Raw genomic sequence first — 17,962 nt, forward strand, 5'->3', positions numbered from 1 at the left:
GCTGCGCAATAAAAAACGCCGCTAACAGGCGGCGTTTTACTGTCAGAACAGCCGAAGCCAGACTAGATGTGCAGTTCTTTCAGTTTTTCGGCAGGCAGTTTCAGATCGTCGTTATGGTTCACGCCGATATCCTGCGCCAGCACGTTGCGGGCAATTTGCTGCGCTTCATCCAGTGAGTGCAGCTTATAGCTACCACACTGATATTCATTCAGCTCAGGGATCTGGTTCTGATCTTTCACCTTCAGAACGTCCTCCATCGCGCCTTTCCAGGCTTGTGCCACACGCTGCTCGTCTGGTGTGCCAATCAGGCTCATATAGAAACCTGTACGGCAACCCATAGGCGAAATATCGACAATCTCCACGCCGTTACCGTTGAGATGGTTACGCATAAAGCCTGCAAACAGGTGCTCCAGCGTGTGAATACCGCGTTCAGTCAGGATGTCGATATTCGGGCGACAAAAGCGCAGGTCGAAAACAGTAATCGTATCGCCATGGGGAGTCTTCATGGTTTTTGCAACACGAACCGCAGGCGCGGCCATGATGGTGTGATCAACGGTAAAACTATCCAGTAATGGCATACGTCACCTCTTGGTCTGAAAAATTTTTTTAGGAACGATGAAACTTTTCCGATCGCCCAGCGTCTGAATATATGAAAGACGCGCATTTGTTATCATCCATCCCTGACAACAGAGATGTTAATTTGGCCACATTGATGTGGCCTTTTTCTTTTCTACCCTTCCCGGCCAGCCAGATAGGTTTCAAAATCTAACGTATCATTCGCTTCAAGCTGCTGCTGCGCGGCGACGGATTCCTGCGCCTGACGCGCGAAGTCTTCCGGCTTCAGCACTTCCAGCGGCTCGTTGATAAGCAACTGCCGATACTGTTCTGCCAGGGCAATCCCCGTACCGGTTACGCCGTTTTCTTTCATCGCATGAAGAATACGCGCCGAATAGGTTAGCTCAGGATCGTCAAAGGATGCTACTAGTTCGTCACAGACTTGCTGATATTCTGTTGTCCCCTGATTACTGTCCAATGCTTCTGCAACGCGGCGCAAATCAGCAAACAGGGTTTTCCCCATCTCGACCAGCGAGTACTCTGCTTCACCACAGCCAACGGCGATTTTAAGGTCTGGTTTACGCCCTTCAAGCACCACACGGTTCCAGTTCTGCCGACTGCACTGTAATTCATCAGCGCTCATTTCTGGCGCGTCTGCCAGCGTACACCAAATCAGGAACAGATCGAGGAACCGCACCTGGTTTTCATCCACACCGATGGGTGAAAAGGGATTGATGTCCATTGAACGCACTTCTATGTACTCAATGCCGCCACGAAGCAGGGCATCAGAAGGCGCTTCTCCGGACCGGGTAACGCGCTTTGGTCGAATCGGGGCGTAGAGTTCGTTTTCAATCTGCAGAACGTTGGTGTTCAGCTGTAACCAGTTCCCCGCTGCATCCTGGGTGCCCATCTTCACGAAGTCTTCCGAGGGCGTTTTAATCGCTTTTTTCAGGGCGCTGACATAGCCCTCAAGTGAGTTAAACGTAATACCCAATGAGCTTTGCGACTTATTGGTATAACCCAGGTCGCTCAGGCGCAACGAGGTTGCATAGGGCAGCCACAGCGTACCTTTCTTATCCGTATCAAACGGTAGCGCGCTTTTTTTGCCCTGCAGGAAGCTGGAGCAAATCGCAGGCGATGCACCAAACAGATAAGGAATGATCCAGCCAAAGCGATAATAGTTTCGGATCAGCCGCAGGTAGCCGGCAGAAATGGTGTCTTTCCCGCTCTCGTAATCTTTTACGTCCGCCCATGCCTGCCAGAATGACAGTGGCAGCGAGAAATTATAATGAATCCCGGAGATGGTTTGCATCAGCGCACCATAACGGTTTTTCAGCCCCTGGCGATAAAGGGTTTTCATACGACCAATGTTGGATTTGCCATACTGCGCCAGCGTAATGTTATCCGCATCCTCAATCAGGCAAGGCATGCTGAAAGGCCACATGCGCTCTTCACCGAGCTCGCTGGCAACATGACGATGGACATCACGCAAAAATGCGAGCATATGGTCGATGCTGTGATCAACCGGGGTGATAAACTCCAGCAGCGTTTCAGCAAAGTCGGTGGTAATCCAGTCATGCTTAAGGGCCGAACCCAGTGACTCAGGATGAGCCGTCGTCGCAAGATGACCATCTGGCTGCACACGCAGCGTTTCACGCTCAATGCCACGACCAATGCCTTTCAGTGCATCAGGATGCGCTTCCAGCCAGGACAACGCTTTTGATACGTCGGGGATCACATTAACCTCCCGCTGTGTGAATAATTTATTTTTGTTCAGCATAGTGTTAACCCTAGCCCCGAATCTGTACGAATCAATGCCACCATTCCATGCCCTGTAATGTGGCGGTCGCAATAACGATGTAACGCAGCGTTTTACCGATAGCCAGAAACAGCACCGAAGGTAACCAGGCAAAGCGTAACCAGCCTGCGAGGACGCAGAGCAGATCGCCTATAACCGGTAGCCAACTCAACAACAGCGCTGCCGGCCCCAGCCGTTGCAACCACGTCATTGCTGTCTCATGCCATCGCCCCTGACGTTTTAACGGCAATAAGCGACCCAAAATTATGTTGGTCAAGCCACCCAGGGTATTCCCTAACGATGCGACTAAAATCAACCCGTAAACTGATGCGCTTTTCGCGATCAGTAATGTAACCAACAGCGCCTCAGAGCTACCTGGAAGGAGCGTTGCACTGAGAAAGCTGCTGCTAAATAAAGATACATAAGCCAGCGTTTCGCTCACAGCTGGCGAACATCAACCACGGCCATACCTGCGGCCTTTGCTGCCTGCACGCCAAAATCAGCGTCTTCGAATACCACACAACGTGTCGGTTCAACGCCCAGTAACGCCGCACAGCGCAAGAACGTTTCAGGCTCAGGCTTATGATGTTCGACGTCATCCGCCCCTACCACCGCCGAGAAAAGCGCCCTGACGCCCAGGTGATTAAGAAGTGCATCTGCCATGGCGCGCTGGCTACCGGTTCCGACAGCCATGGGTCGACGGCCATGATAAGCCTTAACGACGTCCATTAGCGGAAGCGGCTGGACGTTATCCAGCAGCATCGCTTTGACCGCTGCCGTTTTTTCCGCGGCGAGCGCATAAGGATCGTGACCTGACTGATTGGTTTCGACAATTAACTGCGCCAGCCGCCATGACGGCGCACCATTGAAATCCATCATGCGCGCTTCATCGAACGCCAGTTCATAACGCGCCAGCACCTGACGCCACGCTTTTCGATGTGTCGGTTCAGTATCAAGAATAGTACCGTCCATATCGAAAATCAGGGCGTCGTATTGATCGTAGATTGTCACAGAGGACCTCCAACAAATGAGCCACTACTTTAGCTGAATGTGCGTAGGTTGTCGCCAGGCGGGATGAACAGCAAATGCTTTGAAAGCATTAGCAATTTTAGTTTTCGGATAAAGGTGAGCGGGTTGGAAAGCCTGTAAGGTCGCGAATTCCCAGTGATTTTGTGAGGTAAGTTGAAGATCAGCGTTGCGCTAAGAAACGCATAAGAGATTAACGGAAGAGCGTAGAAAACTTAACACAGCGCTAAATGTTAACCTGCCTGAAAACGGCTATCACACGGATGAATTTGAAACGGGACAGTTCAGACGGTGTAAAACGGGTCTGTGAAGAGAAAAAAGAAGACTGGCGAAGATATGTCAGTCATGCCGCTAACCGGCGCTGAGGAGCTAAAGAGACAACGATCTGTTTGTCCTGCATGATACGAACGGGGGGAAGGTTGTTTGTTATCCGGCTGGCTGTAGCACATCAGGTCAGGACAGAGAGAGAAGGAGAAGGAGAAGGGTTTCGCTTTAGAAGTGCAGAAGATGGTGCATCCGGGAGGATGACTCGGCTGATGCCTCGCCCTGCGGGCCGTTGCTGAAGCAACGTTATCCTCCCTGGTATTTGCTGTAAATACGCCAGGACAGGACAGAAGGGTTTCGCTTTAGAAGTGCAGAAGATGGTGCATCCGGGAGGATGACCGGCTGATGCCTCGCCCTGCGGGCCGTTGCTGAAGCAACGTTATCCTCCCTGGTATTTGCTGTAAATACGTCAGGACAGGACAGAAGGGTTTTGCTTTAGAAGTGCAGAATATGGTGCATCCGGGAGGATGACTCGGCTGTAGCCTCGCCCTGCGGGCCGTTGCTGAAGCAACGTTATCCTCCCTGGTATTTGCTGTAAATACGTCAGGACAGGACAGAAGGGTTTCGCTTTAGAAGTGCAGAAGATGGTGCATCCGGGAGGATGACTCGGCTGTTGCCTCGCCCTGCGGGCCGTTGCTGAAGCAACGTTATCCTCCCTGGTATTTGCTGTAAATACGTCAGGATATGGATAGAGGGATTTTGCTTTAGCTTTAGCTTTAGAAGTGCAAACAAGGGGAATTTCGCTTTAGGAGTGCAGAATATGGTGCATCCGGGAGGATTCGAACCTCCGACCGCTCGGTTCGTAGCCGAGTACTCTATCCAGCTGAGCTACGGATGCATTGAAAATCTTTTATGGACTGACAGAAATCAACCTGGGGGTAATACGAAGAATGGTGCATCCGGGAGGATTACCAGGCTTGCGCCTTGCCCTGTGGGCCGTTGCTGAAGCAACGTTATCCTCCCTGGTTCTGACTGACAAATCGATGATGTCTTACAGACCAGGAACACACCTCCATACTCTGAAGTATGGTGCATCCGGGAGGATTCGAACCTCCGACCGCTCGGTTCGTAGCCGAGTACTCTATCCAGCTGAGCTACGGATGCATTATGAAATTCTTGTACAACGCAGGGTGCTAACGGCTCACCATGAAGGAATTGCTAGTTCACTTTACAACTCTGTTCCGACGATGTTATCTGCTGGCACGTCGCCTGACATCAACATATCCAACAATATGGTGCATCCGGGAGGATTATTCGGCTGACGCCTCACCCTATGGGCCGTTGCTAAAGCAACGTTATCTTCCCTTGTTCTGACTGACATATCGACGATGCCTTACAGAACACTCATACACGTCCATATCGAAAAACATGGTGCATCCGGGAGGATTCGAACCTCCGACCGCTCGGTTCGTAGCCGAGTACTCTATCCAGCTGAGCTACGGATGCATCGGAAATGGCGGTGAGGGAGGGATTCGAACCCTCGATACAGCTTTTGACCGTATACTCCCTTAGCAGGGGAGCGCCTTCAGCCTCTCGGCCACCTCACCTTACGCGTTCTTCCGAACTGTGCTTCTGAACTTTGTTTCTGCTCATCGGCACTGCGTGGCGCACATATTACTTTCCCGCACTTATAAGTCAAACAATTTTTCGGAAGGTTTTTTCCGTTTGCACAAATGACAGGCAATTGGGACAAAATGACGGCAAAAAGAGTGAATAATCAACAATGAAAGATGATGAAGTTAACAAAAATGGGAGATGAGGAGTAAAAAGAAAACGAAGAGGCAGAGAAACAAGGGTAGCGTCTCGCACAGGTGCGAGACGCTGAATCTGTCAAACGTTGGTTTGTTGCGTTTTTTCGGCCTGGATGCGCTGATAGATCTCTTCGCGATGCACAGACACTTCTTTTGGTGCGTTAACACCAATGCGGACCTGGTTACCTTTGACACCCAGTACCGTTACAGTCACCTCATCGCCAATCATGAGGGTTTCACCAACTCGACGAGTTAGAATAAGCATTCTTTGCTCCTTGAAAGATTAAAAGAGTCGGGCTTATGAAGCTTCCCGGCGTTATCCATCACTTAACGCTGCACACAGGCTATGAGAAATACACCATTGCACATCAACGCGCCAATACATTCTGCTGATAAATAGTTTAGCCGAAATACGCTACATCAACCCGACTTTGTCACTAGCAAATTTAACATCGTATTAAAAAGCGCCGGAACATCAGTTCTGGCGCTTGCTACGATGAATTATTTTATTTCATTACAGACGGCTCGAAACCCATCCTTCAACGCCTGCCAGCGCACCTTTCAGTGCAGTAGCATCACTGCCACCTGCCTGCGCCATGTCCGGTCGACCACCGCCCTTACCTCCTACTTTAGGTGCAAGTTCGGCAATCAGCTCCCCGGCTTTTACGCGGTCGGTTAAATCTTTCGTTACGCCAGCAATCAGTGACACTTTGCCATCCGCTACCGTAGCCAACACGATAATCGCTGAGCCCAGTTGGTTTTTAAGATCATCCACCATGGTTCTCAACATTTTCGGATCGGTATTGCTCAACTCAGTCACCAGCAGCTTAACGCCTTTGACGTCAACCGCATGATTACCCAGTTGTGCACTTTCCTGCGCTGCCTGCTGATCGCGTAACTGCTGTAACTCTTTCTCCAGCGAACGCAGATGATCAACCAGACCGCGCACTTTTTCATTCAGGTTACTGCTGTTGGCTTTCACCAGGTGGGCAATGTCCTGCAGTTGGCTACTCTGTGCGTACACCTGCGCCAGCGCCGCCTCACCTGTTATCGCCTCTATACGGCGAATCCCTGCGGCTGTACCGGACTCGGCCTGAATGCGGAACAGACCGATATCCCCCGTACGCGCAGCGTGCGTACCGCCACACAGCTCAACCGAGAAATCTCCCATGGTCAGAACGCGTACGCGCTGATCGTATTTTTCACCGAACAGGGCCATCGCGCCCTTGGCTTTTGCCGCCTCAAGATCCATCACATTGGTTTCAACGGGCAAATTGCGACGGATCTGGGCGTTAACAATATCTTCGACCTGACGAATCTCTTGAGGTTTCATGGCCTCAAAGTGTGAGAAGTCAAAACGCAGGTATTTATCGTTTACCAGAGAGCCTTTCTGGGCGACATGTTCACCCAGAACCTGACGCAGTGCTGCATGCAGCAGGTGAGTGGCGGAGTGGTTCAGACGAATACGCGCACGACGCGCCTCATCAACCACAGCCTCAAGACGGTCACCAATGCGTAATTGTCCGCTGCTCAGTTTGCCAATATGACCAATAGCCTGACCATATTTTTGCGTGTCCTGTACGCTAAACAGCGCGTTGCTGCCTTTCAGCTCGCCCGTGTCGCCGACCTGGCCGCCAGATTCGCCGTAAAAAGGGGTTTCATCCAGTACAACCACTGCATCCTGACCGGCAGCCACGGCGTCAACGGCTTCACCCGCGACGAACAGTGCCTTAACGGTCGCCGACAAGTCGAGTTGGTCATAGCCTTTAAACGATGAGGCCGCGTCGATACGAATGACATTGCTGTAATCGGCGCCAAAGCCACTGGCTTCACGTGCGCGCTGACGCTGCTGTTCCATCGCCTGTTCAAAACCGGCTTCATCGATTTTGAGATTGCGCTCACGGCAGACATCGGCCGTCAAATCAGCAGGGAAACCAAAGGTATCGTACAAGCGGAAGACGGTTTCACCATCCAGCGTATCACCCTGCAGTTTCGCCAGTTCGTCGTCCAGAAGCGCCAGGCCACGCTCAAGCGTTTTAGCAAACTGCTCTTCTTCACTTTTCAGAACGTTCTCAACCTGAGCCTGTTGCCGCTGTAGCTCTTCCCCTGCTGCTCCCATCACCTCAACCAGTGGCGCAACCAGCTTGTAGAAGAACGCGTCTTTAGCCCCCAGCATATTGCCGTGACGCACCGCGCGACGAATGATACGACGCAGGACATAGCCACGGTTTTCATTCGAAGGGATCACACCATCAGCGATCAGAAATGCACAGGAGCGAATATGGTCGGCAATAACGCGCAGCGATTTGTTGTTCAGGTCGGTTGCACCGGTAACCTGTGCGACCGCTTCAATCAACTTCTGGAACAGGTCGATCTCATAGTTCGAATTAACATGTTGCAGCACCGCCGTGATGCGTTCCAGCCCCATCCCGGTATCAACCGATGGCTTAGGTAATGGCAGCATGGTGCCGTCAGCCTGACGGTTAAACTGCATGAAGACGATATTCCAGATCTCAATGTAGCGATCGCCATCCTCTTCAGGGCTGCCTGGCGGTCCGCCCCAGATATGATCGCCGTGATCGTAGAAAATTTCGCTGCAGGGACCGCAAGGGCCGGTATCGCCCATCTGCCAGAAGTTATCCGACGCGTAGGCGCTGCCCTTATTATCACCGATACGGATAATACGCTCACGAGGAACGCCAATCTCGTTGGCCCAGATATCGTAAGCTTCGTCATCGGTTTCATACACGGTGACCCACAAACGCTCTTTAGGCAGCTTAAACCACTGCTCGCCGGTCAGGAGTTCCCAGGCAAATGCGATAGCTTCCTTTTTGAAGTAGTCGCCAAAGCTGAAGTTGCCCAGCATTTCAAAGAAAGTGTGATGGCGCGCTGTGTAGCCGACGTTTTCAAGGTCATTGTGTTTCCCGCCAGCACGTACGCAACGTTGTGACGTCGTTGCTCGTGTGTAGTCGCGCTTGTCCTGACCGAGAAACACGTCTTTAAACTGGTTCATGCCGGCGTTAGTAAACAGCAACGTCGGATCGTTGTTAGGCACCAGGGAGCTGCTTGCTACAACCTGATGTCCCTTACTATTGAAAAAGTCGAGAAACGCTTGACGGATCTCAGCAGTGCTCTTGCTCATATATATCCTGGAATCACGCTAACGAAAGGTCCTTCTTTATCAGGCGTGCCGCATCGTTACGGCAGCAAGCTTGAGGAACCAAAAGGGGTAAGATAAATATTCTTCGGGGGGAAGTAAAATCACATCGGCTATTCGTCGTCAAAATTTCTGAAAACCTGCTGAATATCTTCACTCAGGAAGCCTTTAGCATGCAGGAAGCGCTGTACTTTCGCTTTTTCTTTCCATTCAGTCGGCAAAGGATGGCCAAACTTCTTTTCTGCAAGTTCAGCCGCACAGGCCGACCAGTCAATCTCGGTCTCTTCCATGGCAAGATCGATCGCCTCGCGGCCGATGCCCTTTTGCGCCAGCTCAAGCCTGATGCGTTGGGAGCCAAATCCCTTACGGCTTCGGCTCTGGATAAACCGCGCGGTAAAGCGCTCATCATTTAACCAGCCGTTTTCACTGCACCAGTTCAGCACCTTTTCCAACAGCTCGGGCGTAATGATTTCGGGATCTTTTTGTTTTATCCACGCACTACGCTGCGCAGACAGCTGGAGTTTCTGTTTAAGTTCTTCGCGGCTGTGGTCACGTTGGCCCAGCAGGCGCATCGCGCGATCCAACAGGCGTGAAAATGAGATGACTTGTGGCTGAGGTTGTTCAGACATACTGCGCACCTTTTACAAACGGAGTGAGAGTATGGCGGGAGATGGGGACAGAGGAAAGGCAAGTGAGGCTTTAATGTCAAACAGGAGCGGATTTTTCCGCTCCTGTCTCAGGCTTTAATAGTCTTCGTTGGCTTCGCTTGCCGCGTTCTCAACTTCATTGGCTGAAGCGCCTGCTGCGATATTTTGATCGCCACCGTTAAGCAGCATCTCGCGCAGTTTCACATCCAGCTCGTCGGCTATCGCCGCGTTTTCTTTCAGAAAATTGCCTGCGTTTGCCTTGCCCTGACCAATCTTGTCGCCTTTGTAGCTGTACCATGCACCGGCTTTTTCAATCAGCTTGTGCTTCACGCCAAGATCCACCAGTTCACCGAAGGTGTTGATACCTTCACCGTACATAATCTGGAACTCGGCTTGCTTAAATGGCGCAGCAATTTTGTTCTTAACGACCTTAACGCGTGTTTCGCTACCCACAACGTTATCCCCCTCTTTAATCGCCCCAATGCGGCGAATATCAAGGCGAACAGACGCGTAGAATTTCAGCGCGTTACCACCAGTAGTGGTTTCAGGGTTACCAAACATCACACCGATTTTCATACGAATCTGGTTGATGAAGATCAGCAGCGTATTTGACTGTTTCAGGTTACCTGCCAGCTTACGCATTGCCTGGCTCATCATACGTGCCGCCAGGCCCATATGTGAGTCACCGATTTCACCTTCGATTTCGGCTTTTGGCGTCAGCGCTGCTACGGAGTCAACGATAATCACGTCAACGGCGCCAGAGCGGGCCAGCGCATCACAAATTTCGAGCGCCTGCTCGCCGGTATCCGGCTGCGAACACAACAGGTTGTCGATATCAACGCCCAGCTTCTTGGCATAAATCGGATCCAGTGCGTGCTCGGCATCGATAAAGGCACAGGTTTTGCCTTTACGTTGCGCAGCGGCAATAACCTGAAGCGTCAACGTGGTTTTACCTGAAGCCTCAGGTCCGTAGATCTCAACGATACGGCCCATGGGCAAGCCACCCGCACCTAACGCGATATCCAGTGACAGTGAACCCGTCGAGATGGTTTCCACATCCATTGAGCGGTCTTCACCCAAGCGCATGATGGAGCCTTTACCAAATTGCTTCTCAATCTGGCCGAGCGCGGCAGCTAAAGCCTTCTGTTTGTTTTCATCAATTGCCATTTCTACTCCTAATCATGCCGGGTAAACACGCACACATGGTGCCTGTGCACTTTCTGTTGCGAGTAATTATACTGTATAGTCATACAGTATCAAGTTTAATTTTTCAGAAATTGACTGGATAACGTTTGTAGCGCCCAGCCAACAGACTGACGGCGCACGGCATCACGATCGCCGTCAAACTGCTGACGAAAAGCCATGACAACACCACCCGGTGCCGCAAAGCCAAACCAGACCGTCCCTACAGGTTTATCTTCACTGCCGCCATCCGGACCGGCAATGCCGCTGACGGAAATGGCGTAATCAGCACGTGCCCGCTGCTGGGCTCCCTGCGCCATTTCACGCACCACCGCCTCGCTGACGGCACCGTATTCCGTGAGCGACGCGGCACTGACGCCAACCAGCTCCTGCTTGGCATCATTACTGTAAGTGACAAAGCCCCGCTCAAACCAGGCCGAGCTCCCGCTCACGTCAGTAAACACTTTCGCTATCCAGCCGCCGGTGCAAGATTCTGCACAGGTGACCGTGGCGTTACGCTGCTTAAGCGCTTCACCTATCTGCGCACTCAGCGCCTGCAACTGCTGGTCATTCATTTTTTTGCTCCCTGTCGCCGTTGACTGAACATGGTGCAATCCTCGCTCTTTTTCAAGCGCTCAGGGCCAGCCAGTGAAGAAATTGCGGTTTACTGTCCAGTTTTAGCCTGTACGCGTCGCCACCATAAACAGTCGTGGGAAAGCCAGCAGCACCCTGCCGTCCTGGCGCGCTGGATAGGCGGTAATCAGGCACTGGTGATAGGCCGCCAGAAACTGCTCCTGTTCAGACACGTCAAGAGGCGCAAGAAACGGACGCAACCCGGTGGCCTTCAGCCAGTGGATAATTGCCTGCGCATCGTCCATAACGTGGTAATAGGTGGTTCGCCAGATATCCACGGCACATCCCGCCTTCGCCAGCACATCATAATAGTGCTCTGTTGAGGGTAATCTTTTGCGTTCTGCAGCCTGTGCGCTGATCTTCTCGCGCCAGGGCCCGGCTGTCGCCACCTCACGCATTAACTGATGTGAAGGTTCATCCAGATTATCCGGCATCTGAATCGCTAACGCGCCCGACGGTGCCAGTTGGTTAACTAACTGCGGTAACAGTGCGGGATGATCGCCAAGCCACTGCAGAGAAGCATTGGCATAAATCACCTGCTGCGGGATATCGGTTTTCCAACTGCCTATGTCCGCCTGAATAAACTGGCACTGGGGCAAGCGCTCACGCGCCTGCGCTAACATGGCGGTTGAACTATCAAGGCCGATAACCTGCGCCTGCGGCCAGGCATCGTAAAGCAGTTCGGTGCTGTTTCCGGGGCCACAGCCCAGATCGGTGACAAACCGGACATCTTCAACCTTAATTCTCGCCAGTAATTCATGGGCGGGCCGTGTCCTTTCCGCCTCAAATTTACGATACAACGCCGGATCCCAGTCTTGCATAGTGCGTCTCCTCTTGATGGCTACCGATTCACAGAAGATGAGACGCGTAAATACCGATAAAGTGCCCAGCCGGACAGCAAAATGCGTGGAAAAACACGGCAGGCCGAAAGAAGAGAGTCAGCGGTTTAAAAGCAGATGAGCCCGAACAGGCTGGCGGGAATAAGATCGGGCGCAGCCTGCGCCCGGCAGAATCAGTTCTTTTTCACAAACTCAGATTTGAGCTTCATCGGGCCAAATCCATCAATCTTGCAATCAATGTTGTGATCGCCTTCGACCAGGCGGATGCTCTTGACGCGGGTACCAATCTTGAGCACAGAAGAGCTGCCTTTGACCTTCAGATCCTTAACCACCGTCACGCTATCGCCATCGGCGAGTAAATTGCCATTGGCATCACGAACGACCCTATCCTGGCCGCTGTCGTCACCGTCAGCCTGCGTCCAGATATGACCGCACGACGGGCAGTTAAGATTTTCAGCATCTTGCCAGGTGTAATCAGCATGGCAAACGGGGCAAGCAGGTAACGACATAACGGCTCCAGAAAATAAAGGCGGCACGACATAAAGGGCCGCCATCATATATCCTTACAGTTGCTAAGGGTAGAATTAAAACAGCGATCCCTGGCGCGCCTTGCTGACCGCCTCACCCAGTTGCCACACCGTCATCGCGTAATGTGTGCTGTTGTTGTAACGCGTGATGGCGTAGAAGTTAGGCAGACCGTACCAGTACTGGTAGCTGGTGCCTAAATCCAGTCTGAGCAGACTGACCTCGTCATGCCCATCCAGCGATCCCTGTGGAGAAAGTCCTGATGCAGCCAGCATGCTGACGCTGTAACGGGTTTTAAAACCGTTATCAAGCATGGGCGCCTGTCCACTGGCCGGGACGGCAACATTTTCACCTGGACGCCAGCCGTTCTGCTGGAAATAGTGCGCGACACTGCCTATCGCATCGACGGGATCCCACAAGTTGATATGGCCATCACCGTTAAAATCCACCGCATAGGATTTATAGGACGACGGCATAAACTGACCGTAGCCCATCGCGCCCGCAAAGGAGCCTTTGAGATCGAGCGGATCGTCTTTCTCATCACGCGCCATCAGCAAGAAGGTTTCCAGCTCGCCGCTGAAGTAAGCAGAACGGCGTGGATAATCAAATGAGAGCGTTGCCAGCGCATCCAGAATACGGGTTTTCCCCATGATACGGCCCCAGCGCGTTTCGACGCCGATAATGCCGACAATAATCTCGGGTGGAACACCGTAAACCTGCTGAGCGCGCTGTAGCGCATCCTGATATTGGTTCCAGAAGGCCACGCCATTTTGCACGTTATCCGGCGTAATAAATTTATTGCGATAACGTATCCAGGCACCGTTAGGCCCACTTGGCGGTGTATACGAAGGCGCCTGACGATCCATCAAGCGCAAGACGTAGTCCAGTCGCTTTGCCTGGCCAATAATGGCATGCAGTTGCTGGCGATCGAAGCCATGCTTCGCCACCATTTTATCAATGAACTGTTCTGCGACAGGATTACTGGCGAAATCGCCAAACATCGGTTGGACGGCATGGGACGGCTCCAGCAAAAAACCGCCTTTAGGCGCAACCAGCTCAGCGGGCGGCTGCGAAGAGTGTGGCTTACTGCTACAGGCGGCAAGCAGGACAAAAAGCGGAAGGAAAGCAAGCTTAAAACGCATCAGATATCCATATAACAGGCCAGACCAGGGATTCTAATGTTAATCGTTCAGGACGAATACATACAAACGAGATCGTAAAAAAAACGCATTTTTAACGATCTGTCCGGCTGTTTTTGTGAAAGGCCTCGATGACGTTAACTCTGGTCAAAAAAAACATTCAGTCGGCGGCCGGGCTTTGCTAAGTTCAATACCCGCTGCGGTAACCCGGATGATGCAGACGCCGTAAAATGGTAATATTTCTGCATGGTCTGTACAGCACGATAGCGGCTGTATATCTCCCTCGTTAAACCCCAGCGTCAACCGTGACGGGAAAAGGAAGCGTCAACCTTGAGTAAGAATGAGATGAACAAAGCAGCGCACATGGACTTGAGCACCCACACGCCAATGATGCAGCAATACTTACGCCTCAAGGCTGAGCACCCTGACATTCTGCTGTTTTATCGCATGGGTGATTTCTATGAGCTGTTTTATGACGATGCTAAACGCGCCTCTCAGCTGTTAGACATTTCCTTGACCAAACGCGGTGCCTCGGCGGGTGAACCGATCCCTATGGCCGGTGTGCCGCATCACGCCGTTGAAAACTATTTGGCCCGACTGGTGCAGTTAGGTGAATCGGTCGCCATTTGTGAGCAAATCGGCGACCCTGCGCTGAGTAAAGGTCCGGTTGAGCGCAAAGTTGTGCGTATTGTTACCCCCGGCACCATCAGTGATGAAGCCCTGTTGCAGGAACGCCAGGACAACCTGCTGGCCGCAATTGTCCAGGGTGCGCGCGGCTATGGTTATGCCACGCTGGATATCAGTTCAGGGCGCTTTCGCCTGAGTGAACCCGCCGATCTGGAAACCATGGCAGCAGAACTGCAGCGGACTAATCCTGCCGAACTGCTTTATCCGGAAGACTTTTCTGAGATGTCGCTTATCGATCAGCGTCGTGGTTTGCGTCGCCGTCCACTGTGGGAATTTGAAATCGATACGGCGCGCCAGCAGCTCAACATGCAGTTTGGCACGCGGGATTTAAACGGTTTTGGCGTTGAGCAGGCCCATTTGGGGCTGCGCGCGGCGGGTTGCCTGCTGCAGTACGTTAAAGATACCCAGCGCACCAGCCTGCCCCATATCCGCTCCCTCAGCATGGAGCGTCAGCAGGACAGCATCATTATGGATGCGGCCACGCGCCGTAATCTTGAAATTACGCAAAATCTTGCGGGCGGTACAGAAAACACCCTGGCTGCCGTGCTGGATAAAACCGTCACGCCGATGGGCAGCCGGATGTTAAAGCGCTGGCTGCATATGCCCTTACGTGACAGCAGCACCATCGCGAAGCGGCAGGAATCGATTGCTGAACTGCAGCCTCTGAGCGAATCTCTACAGCCTGTATTACGTCAGGTAGGTGACTTAGAGCGTATCCTGGCACGCCTGGCGCTGCGTACCGCACGTCCGCGCGATCTGGCGCGCATGCGTCATGCTTTTCAACAGCTACCGGCGCTGAATGACCTGCTGGCCAACGTCGACGCGGCGCAGCTGAAAAACCTGCGCGCGCAGATGGGCGACTTTAGCGAACTCCGCACCCTGCTGGAGCAGTCCGTGGTCGAATCCCCGCCGGTTCTGATAAGAGACGGTGGCGTGATTGCGCCGGGTTATAACGCCGAGCTTGATGAGTGGCGGGCGCTGGCCGATGGCGCAACGGATTACCTGGATCGGCTGGAGGTGCGCGAGCGTGAAAAACTCGGTCTGGACAGTTTAAAAGTGGGCTTTAATGGCGTGCATGGCTATTACATTCAAGTCAGTCGTGGTCAAAGCCATCAGGTACCTATCCACTATGTGCGCCGTCAGACCTTAAAAAACGCCGAACGCTACATCATTCCTGAGCTGAAAGAGTACGAAGATAAAGTCCTCACCTCAAAAGGCAAAGCGCTGGCGCTGGAGAAAAGCCTGTATGAAGGCCTGTTTGATCAGTTGCTGCCGCACCTTGAAGCACTGCAGTTAAGTGCCGCTGCGCTGGCGGAACTGGATGTCTTAAGTAATCTGGCCGAACGCGCCTGGACGCTTAACTACTGTCGCCCAACGCTGCAGGATAAACCCGGCATTAAAATCACCGCTGGTCGTCATCCGGTGGTAGAGCAGGTGCTTAAAGAGCCCTTTATTGCCAACCCGCTCTCCCTAGCACCCCAGCGCCGAATGCTGATCATTACTGGCCCGAACATGGGCGGTAAAAGTACTTATATGCGTCAGGCGGCATTGATTGCCCTGATGGCGTGGATCGGCAGCTTTGTACCAGCTGAAGACGTTGTCATCGGCCCGCTGGATCGCATCTTTACCCGCGTTGGCGCAGCAGATGACCTGGCATCCGGACGATCCACCTTCATGGTGGAAATGACAGAAACGGCCAATATTCTGCATAACGCGACTGAAAACAGCCTGGTACTGATGGATGAAATCGGCCGCGGCACCTCGACATACGATGGGTTATCTCTGGCCTGGGCTTGTGCAGAGAGTCTGGCTAATCGCATTAAAGCCATGACGTTATTTGCAACCCATTACTTTGAGCTGACCACCTTGCCTGAAAAGCTTGAAGGCGTCGTGAATGTCCATCTGGATGCGGTTGAACACGGGGAAACTATCGCATTCATGCACAGCGTGCAGGATGGCGCGGCCAGCAAAAGCTACGGATTGGCGGTTGCAGCGCTGGCCGGTGTACCTAAAGACGTCATCAAACGAGCACGTAATAAGCTGAAAGAGCTGGAAACGGTATCGAATCACTCAGCCACCTCAAATATCGACGGTTCGCAACTGCCTCTGCTGGTGGAAGAAACCTCCCCCGCCATGGAAGCGCTTGAAGCCCTGGACCCGGATACGCTGACGCCACGTCAGGCTCTGGACTGGATTTATCGCCTTAAGTCGCTGGTCTGATCCCCTCCGCCCTTTCACCGGGGCGGATAAAACTATCCCGCAGTGAATGATGTTTTCGCCAGCATGTGGCCTGCATGCTGGTTCATGGTTTAGCCTGTTGTTACCGGCGAAAGCAGTGTCATAATGCTGTCGTGTCCCTGTCGTGCGGCGGTCGTGTTCCTGACCGCACGTCCCGGCGATGCTTCTTACCGATTGTTCACTCTTTCGGAGACTGCACTATGCCTAACCTGAATAAAGTCAGAGAGTATCGTCTTGCCCGCGCCTGGTCACAGGAACAACTGGCCGAAATGGCCGGACTCAGCACCCGAACCGTGCAGCGTATTGAAAACGGTGAGCAACCCAGCCTGGAAACGCTAAGCGCATTGGCCGCCGTCTTTGAAATCAAAGTTACCGACCTGACAACAGAAGCGCCGGTGAAAAGCGGGCAAGCTCTGGATGACCATATTTCTGATGCCCGCCTGCAACTGGCACTCGAAACCCAGTTCTTTCGTTCACTGCTCACCGCGGTCGTGGTGTGCACCATGCTGTATTGCCTCAACCGCGTCACCGAACCTGGTAGCAACTGGTCGCTCTGGGTCGCCGTCATCTGGGGAAGCGTGCTGGTGATAAGAGCGCTGCGCCTGTTTGTTTTCAAACAGTGGATCAACCGCTGGCAGCAAAAGCGCCTGCAAAAAATATTACGTAAACAGGACTAGCCCGACCGGTCAGCGCTTTTCTGACAACCTGAAGGAACACCCATGCACTGGTACAGTCAGCAGGCATATAACATCCGTCTGGAATGGGGCATTCCCGCCGTTGAGTATCTCGCCGGAGAAGTGGATGCCGTGGTGATTATTGATGTGATGTCCTTTTCTACCTGCGTCAGCCTGGCGGTTGAAAATGGCGCTCGCGTTTATCCCTATCCCTGGAAAGATCACTCAGTTACCCACTATGCGCTGTCGGTGGGGGCAATCGCGGCAAACAGTGACCGACGATTCAGTGGAGAAGGCTACAGCCTGTCGCCCCATACCTTGCTGCATGTCCGCAAAGGTGAAAAGCTGGTGCTTCCCTCCCCTAATGGCGCCGCAGCCTGCTTCAGGGCAAGAGAATGGGGCGTGCCGATCTTTACAGGCTGCTTCAGGAATCTGTCCGCAACGGCGGCTGCCTGCCGCCTGTTCGAACATCTTCTGATTGTGCCTTGTGGTGAACGCTGGCCGGATGGCAGCCTTCGTCCCTGCATTGAAGATTATGTTGCAGCCGGCGGCATCATTGCCGCGCTGGGCCGCAGCGGTCTGTCACCTGAGGCGGAAACCGCCGTCGCGGCATGGCAATATCATCAGGCGATTAACGTTGCATCGCTGCACGACTGTTCATCGGCGAAAGAGTTGATTCAGAGAGGTTTTGTGGACGATGTGACACTTTGCCTGGCGCTGGATACCGCCACACAGGCATGTTATCTCACGGGCGATTTTTTTGAGAGCAGACCGTTCTCATCTTGAT

15 protein-coding genes and 4 tRNA genes are annotated in these 17,962 nt (G+C 52.8%); 3 read left to right on the top strand and 16 right to left on the bottom strand.

Annotated features, from left to right (window positions below):
- Positions 1-62: 62 nt before the first annotated feature.
- From luxS to mltB, 16 genes are all read right to left on the bottom strand, one after another.
- Positions 63-578, bottom strand: a complete 516-nt coding sequence (luxS, locus tag CMR03_RS13190; RefSeq protein ID WP_063880715.1) for an S-ribosylhomocysteine lyase — start codon at positions 576-578, stop codon at positions 63-65.
- Positions 579-730: 152 nt separating this feature from the next.
- Entirely contained in the window at positions 731-2,335 is a 1,605-nt protein-coding gene (gshA, locus tag CMR03_RS13195) for a glutamate--cysteine ligase (protein WP_096011723.1), read from the bottom strand.
- 31 nt (positions 2,336-2,366) lie between these two features.
- A complete protein-coding gene (locus CMR03_RS13200) occupies positions 2,367-2,795 on the bottom strand; it encodes a YqaA family protein (RefSeq protein WP_096011724.1) in 429 nt (142 codons plus the stop codon).
- On the bottom strand, positions 2,792-3,358 hold the full coding sequence (gene yqaB / locus CMR03_RS13205) for a fructose-1-phosphate/6-phosphogluconate phosphatase (RefSeq protein ID WP_096011829.1): 567 nt from the start codon (positions 3,356-3,358) through the stop codon (positions 2,792-2,794). Before yqaB ends, CMR03_RS13200 begins: the two co-directional genes overlap by 4 nt.
- A 1,106-nt stretch (positions 3,359-4,464) precedes the next feature.
- Positions 4,465-4,541, bottom strand: a tRNA-Arg gene (locus CMR03_RS13210).
- Between the two features lie 189 nt (positions 4,542-4,730).
- Positions 4,731-4,807: transfer RNA gene (locus tag CMR03_RS13215), tRNA-Arg, on the bottom strand.
- Between the two features lie 265 nt (positions 4,808-5,072).
- Positions 5,073-5,149, bottom strand: a tRNA-Arg gene (locus tag CMR03_RS13220).
- Positions 5,150-5,157: 8 nt separating this feature from the next.
- Positions 5,158-5,250: transfer RNA gene (locus CMR03_RS13225), tRNA-Ser, on the bottom strand.
- A 283-nt stretch (positions 5,251-5,533) separates the two neighbouring features.
- Positions 5,534-5,719: a carbon storage regulator CsrA gene (gene csrA / locus CMR03_RS13230; RefSeq protein ID WP_006120718.1), complete on the bottom strand. Its 186-nt coding sequence runs from the start codon at positions 5,717-5,719 to the stop codon at positions 5,534-5,536.
- Positions 5,720-5,968: 249 nt separating this feature from the next.
- Entirely contained in the window at positions 5,969-8,596 is a 2,628-nt protein-coding gene (gene alaS, locus CMR03_RS13235; protein WP_096011725.1) for an alanine--tRNA ligase, read from the bottom strand.
- Between the two features lie 128 nt (positions 8,597-8,724).
- On the bottom strand, positions 8,725-9,240 hold the full coding sequence (locus tag CMR03_RS13240) for a regulatory protein RecX (RefSeq protein WP_082875219.1): 516 nt from the start codon (positions 9,238-9,240) through the stop codon (positions 8,725-8,727).
- 114 nt (positions 9,241-9,354) lie between these two features.
- Positions 9,355-10,425: a recombinase RecA gene (gene recA / locus CMR03_RS13245; RefSeq protein ID WP_063880719.1), complete on the bottom strand. Its 1,071-nt coding sequence runs from the start codon at positions 10,423-10,425 to the stop codon at positions 9,355-9,357.
- Between the two features lie 95 nt (positions 10,426-10,520).
- Positions 10,521-11,015: a nicotinamide-nucleotide amidase gene (pncC, locus tag CMR03_RS13250; protein ID WP_096011726.1), complete on the bottom strand. Its 495-nt coding sequence runs from the start codon at positions 11,013-11,015 to the stop codon at positions 10,521-10,523.
- Positions 11,016-11,117: 102 nt separating this feature from the next.
- Positions 11,118-11,894, bottom strand: a complete 777-nt coding sequence (gene tam, locus CMR03_RS13255; RefSeq protein ID WP_063880721.1) for a trans-aconitate 2-methyltransferase — start codon at positions 11,892-11,894, stop codon at positions 11,118-11,120.
- 191 nt (positions 11,895-12,085) lie between these two features.
- Positions 12,086-12,421, bottom strand: a complete 336-nt coding sequence (locus CMR03_RS13260; protein WP_063881238.1) for a zinc ribbon domain-containing protein YjdM — start codon at positions 12,419-12,421, stop codon at positions 12,086-12,088.
- Positions 12,422-12,496: 75 nt separating this feature from the next.
- Positions 12,497-13,579, bottom strand: a complete 1,083-nt coding sequence (gene mltB, locus CMR03_RS13265) for a lytic murein transglycosylase B (RefSeq protein WP_096011727.1) — start codon at positions 13,577-13,579, stop codon at positions 12,497-12,499.
- Between the two features lie 342 nt (positions 13,580-13,921).
- Between mltB and mutS the strand changes: the two genes are divergently transcribed.
- From mutS to CMR03_RS13280, 3 genes are all read left to right on the top strand, one after another.
- On the top strand, positions 13,922-16,483 hold the full coding sequence (gene mutS, locus CMR03_RS13270) for a DNA mismatch repair protein MutS (RefSeq protein WP_208625026.1): 2,562 nt from the start codon (positions 13,922-13,924) through the stop codon (positions 16,481-16,483).
- 218 nt (positions 16,484-16,701) lie between these two features.
- On the top strand, positions 16,702-17,178 hold the full coding sequence (locus tag CMR03_RS13275) for a helix-turn-helix domain-containing protein (protein WP_096011728.1): 477 nt from the start codon (positions 16,702-16,704) through the stop codon (positions 17,176-17,178).
- Between the two features lie 42 nt (positions 17,179-17,220).
- Positions 17,221-17,961, top strand: coding sequence for a 2-phosphosulfolactate phosphatase (locus tag CMR03_RS13280; protein ID WP_096011729.1), 741 nt, complete (start codon positions 17,221-17,223; stop codon positions 17,959-17,961).
- Position 17,962 lies beyond the last annotated feature (1 nt).

It is taken from the genome of Pantoea allii (genome assembly GCF_002307475.1).
GTDB lineage: Bacteria > Pseudomonadota > Gammaproteobacteria > Enterobacterales > Enterobacteriaceae > Pantoea > Pantoea allii.

Excerpts from the sequence above, each read along its gene's own strand:
- luxS (WP_063880715.1), bottom strand. The coding sequence starts at position 578 with ATGCCATTACTGGATAGTTTTACCGTTGATCACACCATCATGGCCGCG.
- gshA (WP_096011723.1), bottom strand. The coding sequence starts at position 2,335 with ATGCTGAACAAAAATAAATTATTCACACAGCGGGAGGTTAATGTGATC.
- csrA (WP_006120718.1), bottom strand. The coding sequence starts at position 5,719 with ATGCTTATTCTAACTCGTCGAGTTGGTGAAACCCTCATGATTGGCGAT.
- alaS (WP_096011725.1), bottom strand. The coding sequence starts at position 8,596 with ATGAGCAAGAGCACTGCTGAGATCCGTCAAGCGTTTCTCGACTTTTTC.
- CMR03_RS13240 (WP_082875219.1), bottom strand. The coding sequence starts at position 9,240 with ATGTCTGAACAACCTCAGCCACAAGTCATCTCATTTTCACGCCTGTTG.
- recA (WP_063880719.1), bottom strand. The coding sequence starts at position 10,425 with ATGGCAATTGATGAAAACAAACAGAAGGCTTTAGCTGCCGCGCTCGGC.
- pncC (WP_096011726.1), bottom strand. The coding sequence starts at position 11,015 with ATGAATGACCAGCAGTTGCAGGCGCTGAGTGCGCAGATAGGTGAAGCG.
- tam (WP_063880721.1), bottom strand. The coding sequence starts at position 11,894 with ATGCAAGACTGGGATCCGGCGTTGTATCGTAAATTTGAGGCGGAAAGG.
- CMR03_RS13260 (WP_063881238.1), bottom strand. The coding sequence starts at position 12,421 with ATGTCGTTACCTGCTTGCCCCGTTTGCCATGCTGATTACACCTGGCAA.
- mltB (WP_096011727.1), bottom strand. The coding sequence starts at position 13,579 with ATGCGTTTTAAGCTTGCTTTCCTTCCGCTTTTTGTCCTGCTTGCCGCC.
- mutS (WP_208625026.1), top strand. The coding sequence starts at position 13,922 with ATGAACAAAGCAGCGCACATGGACTTGAGCACCCACACGCCAATGATG.
- CMR03_RS13275 (WP_096011728.1), top strand. The coding sequence starts at position 16,702 with ATGCCTAACCTGAATAAAGTCAGAGAGTATCGTCTTGCCCGCGCCTGG.
- CMR03_RS13280 (WP_096011729.1), top strand. The coding sequence starts at position 17,221 with ATGCACTGGTACAGTCAGCAGGCATATAACATCCGTCTGGAATGGGGC.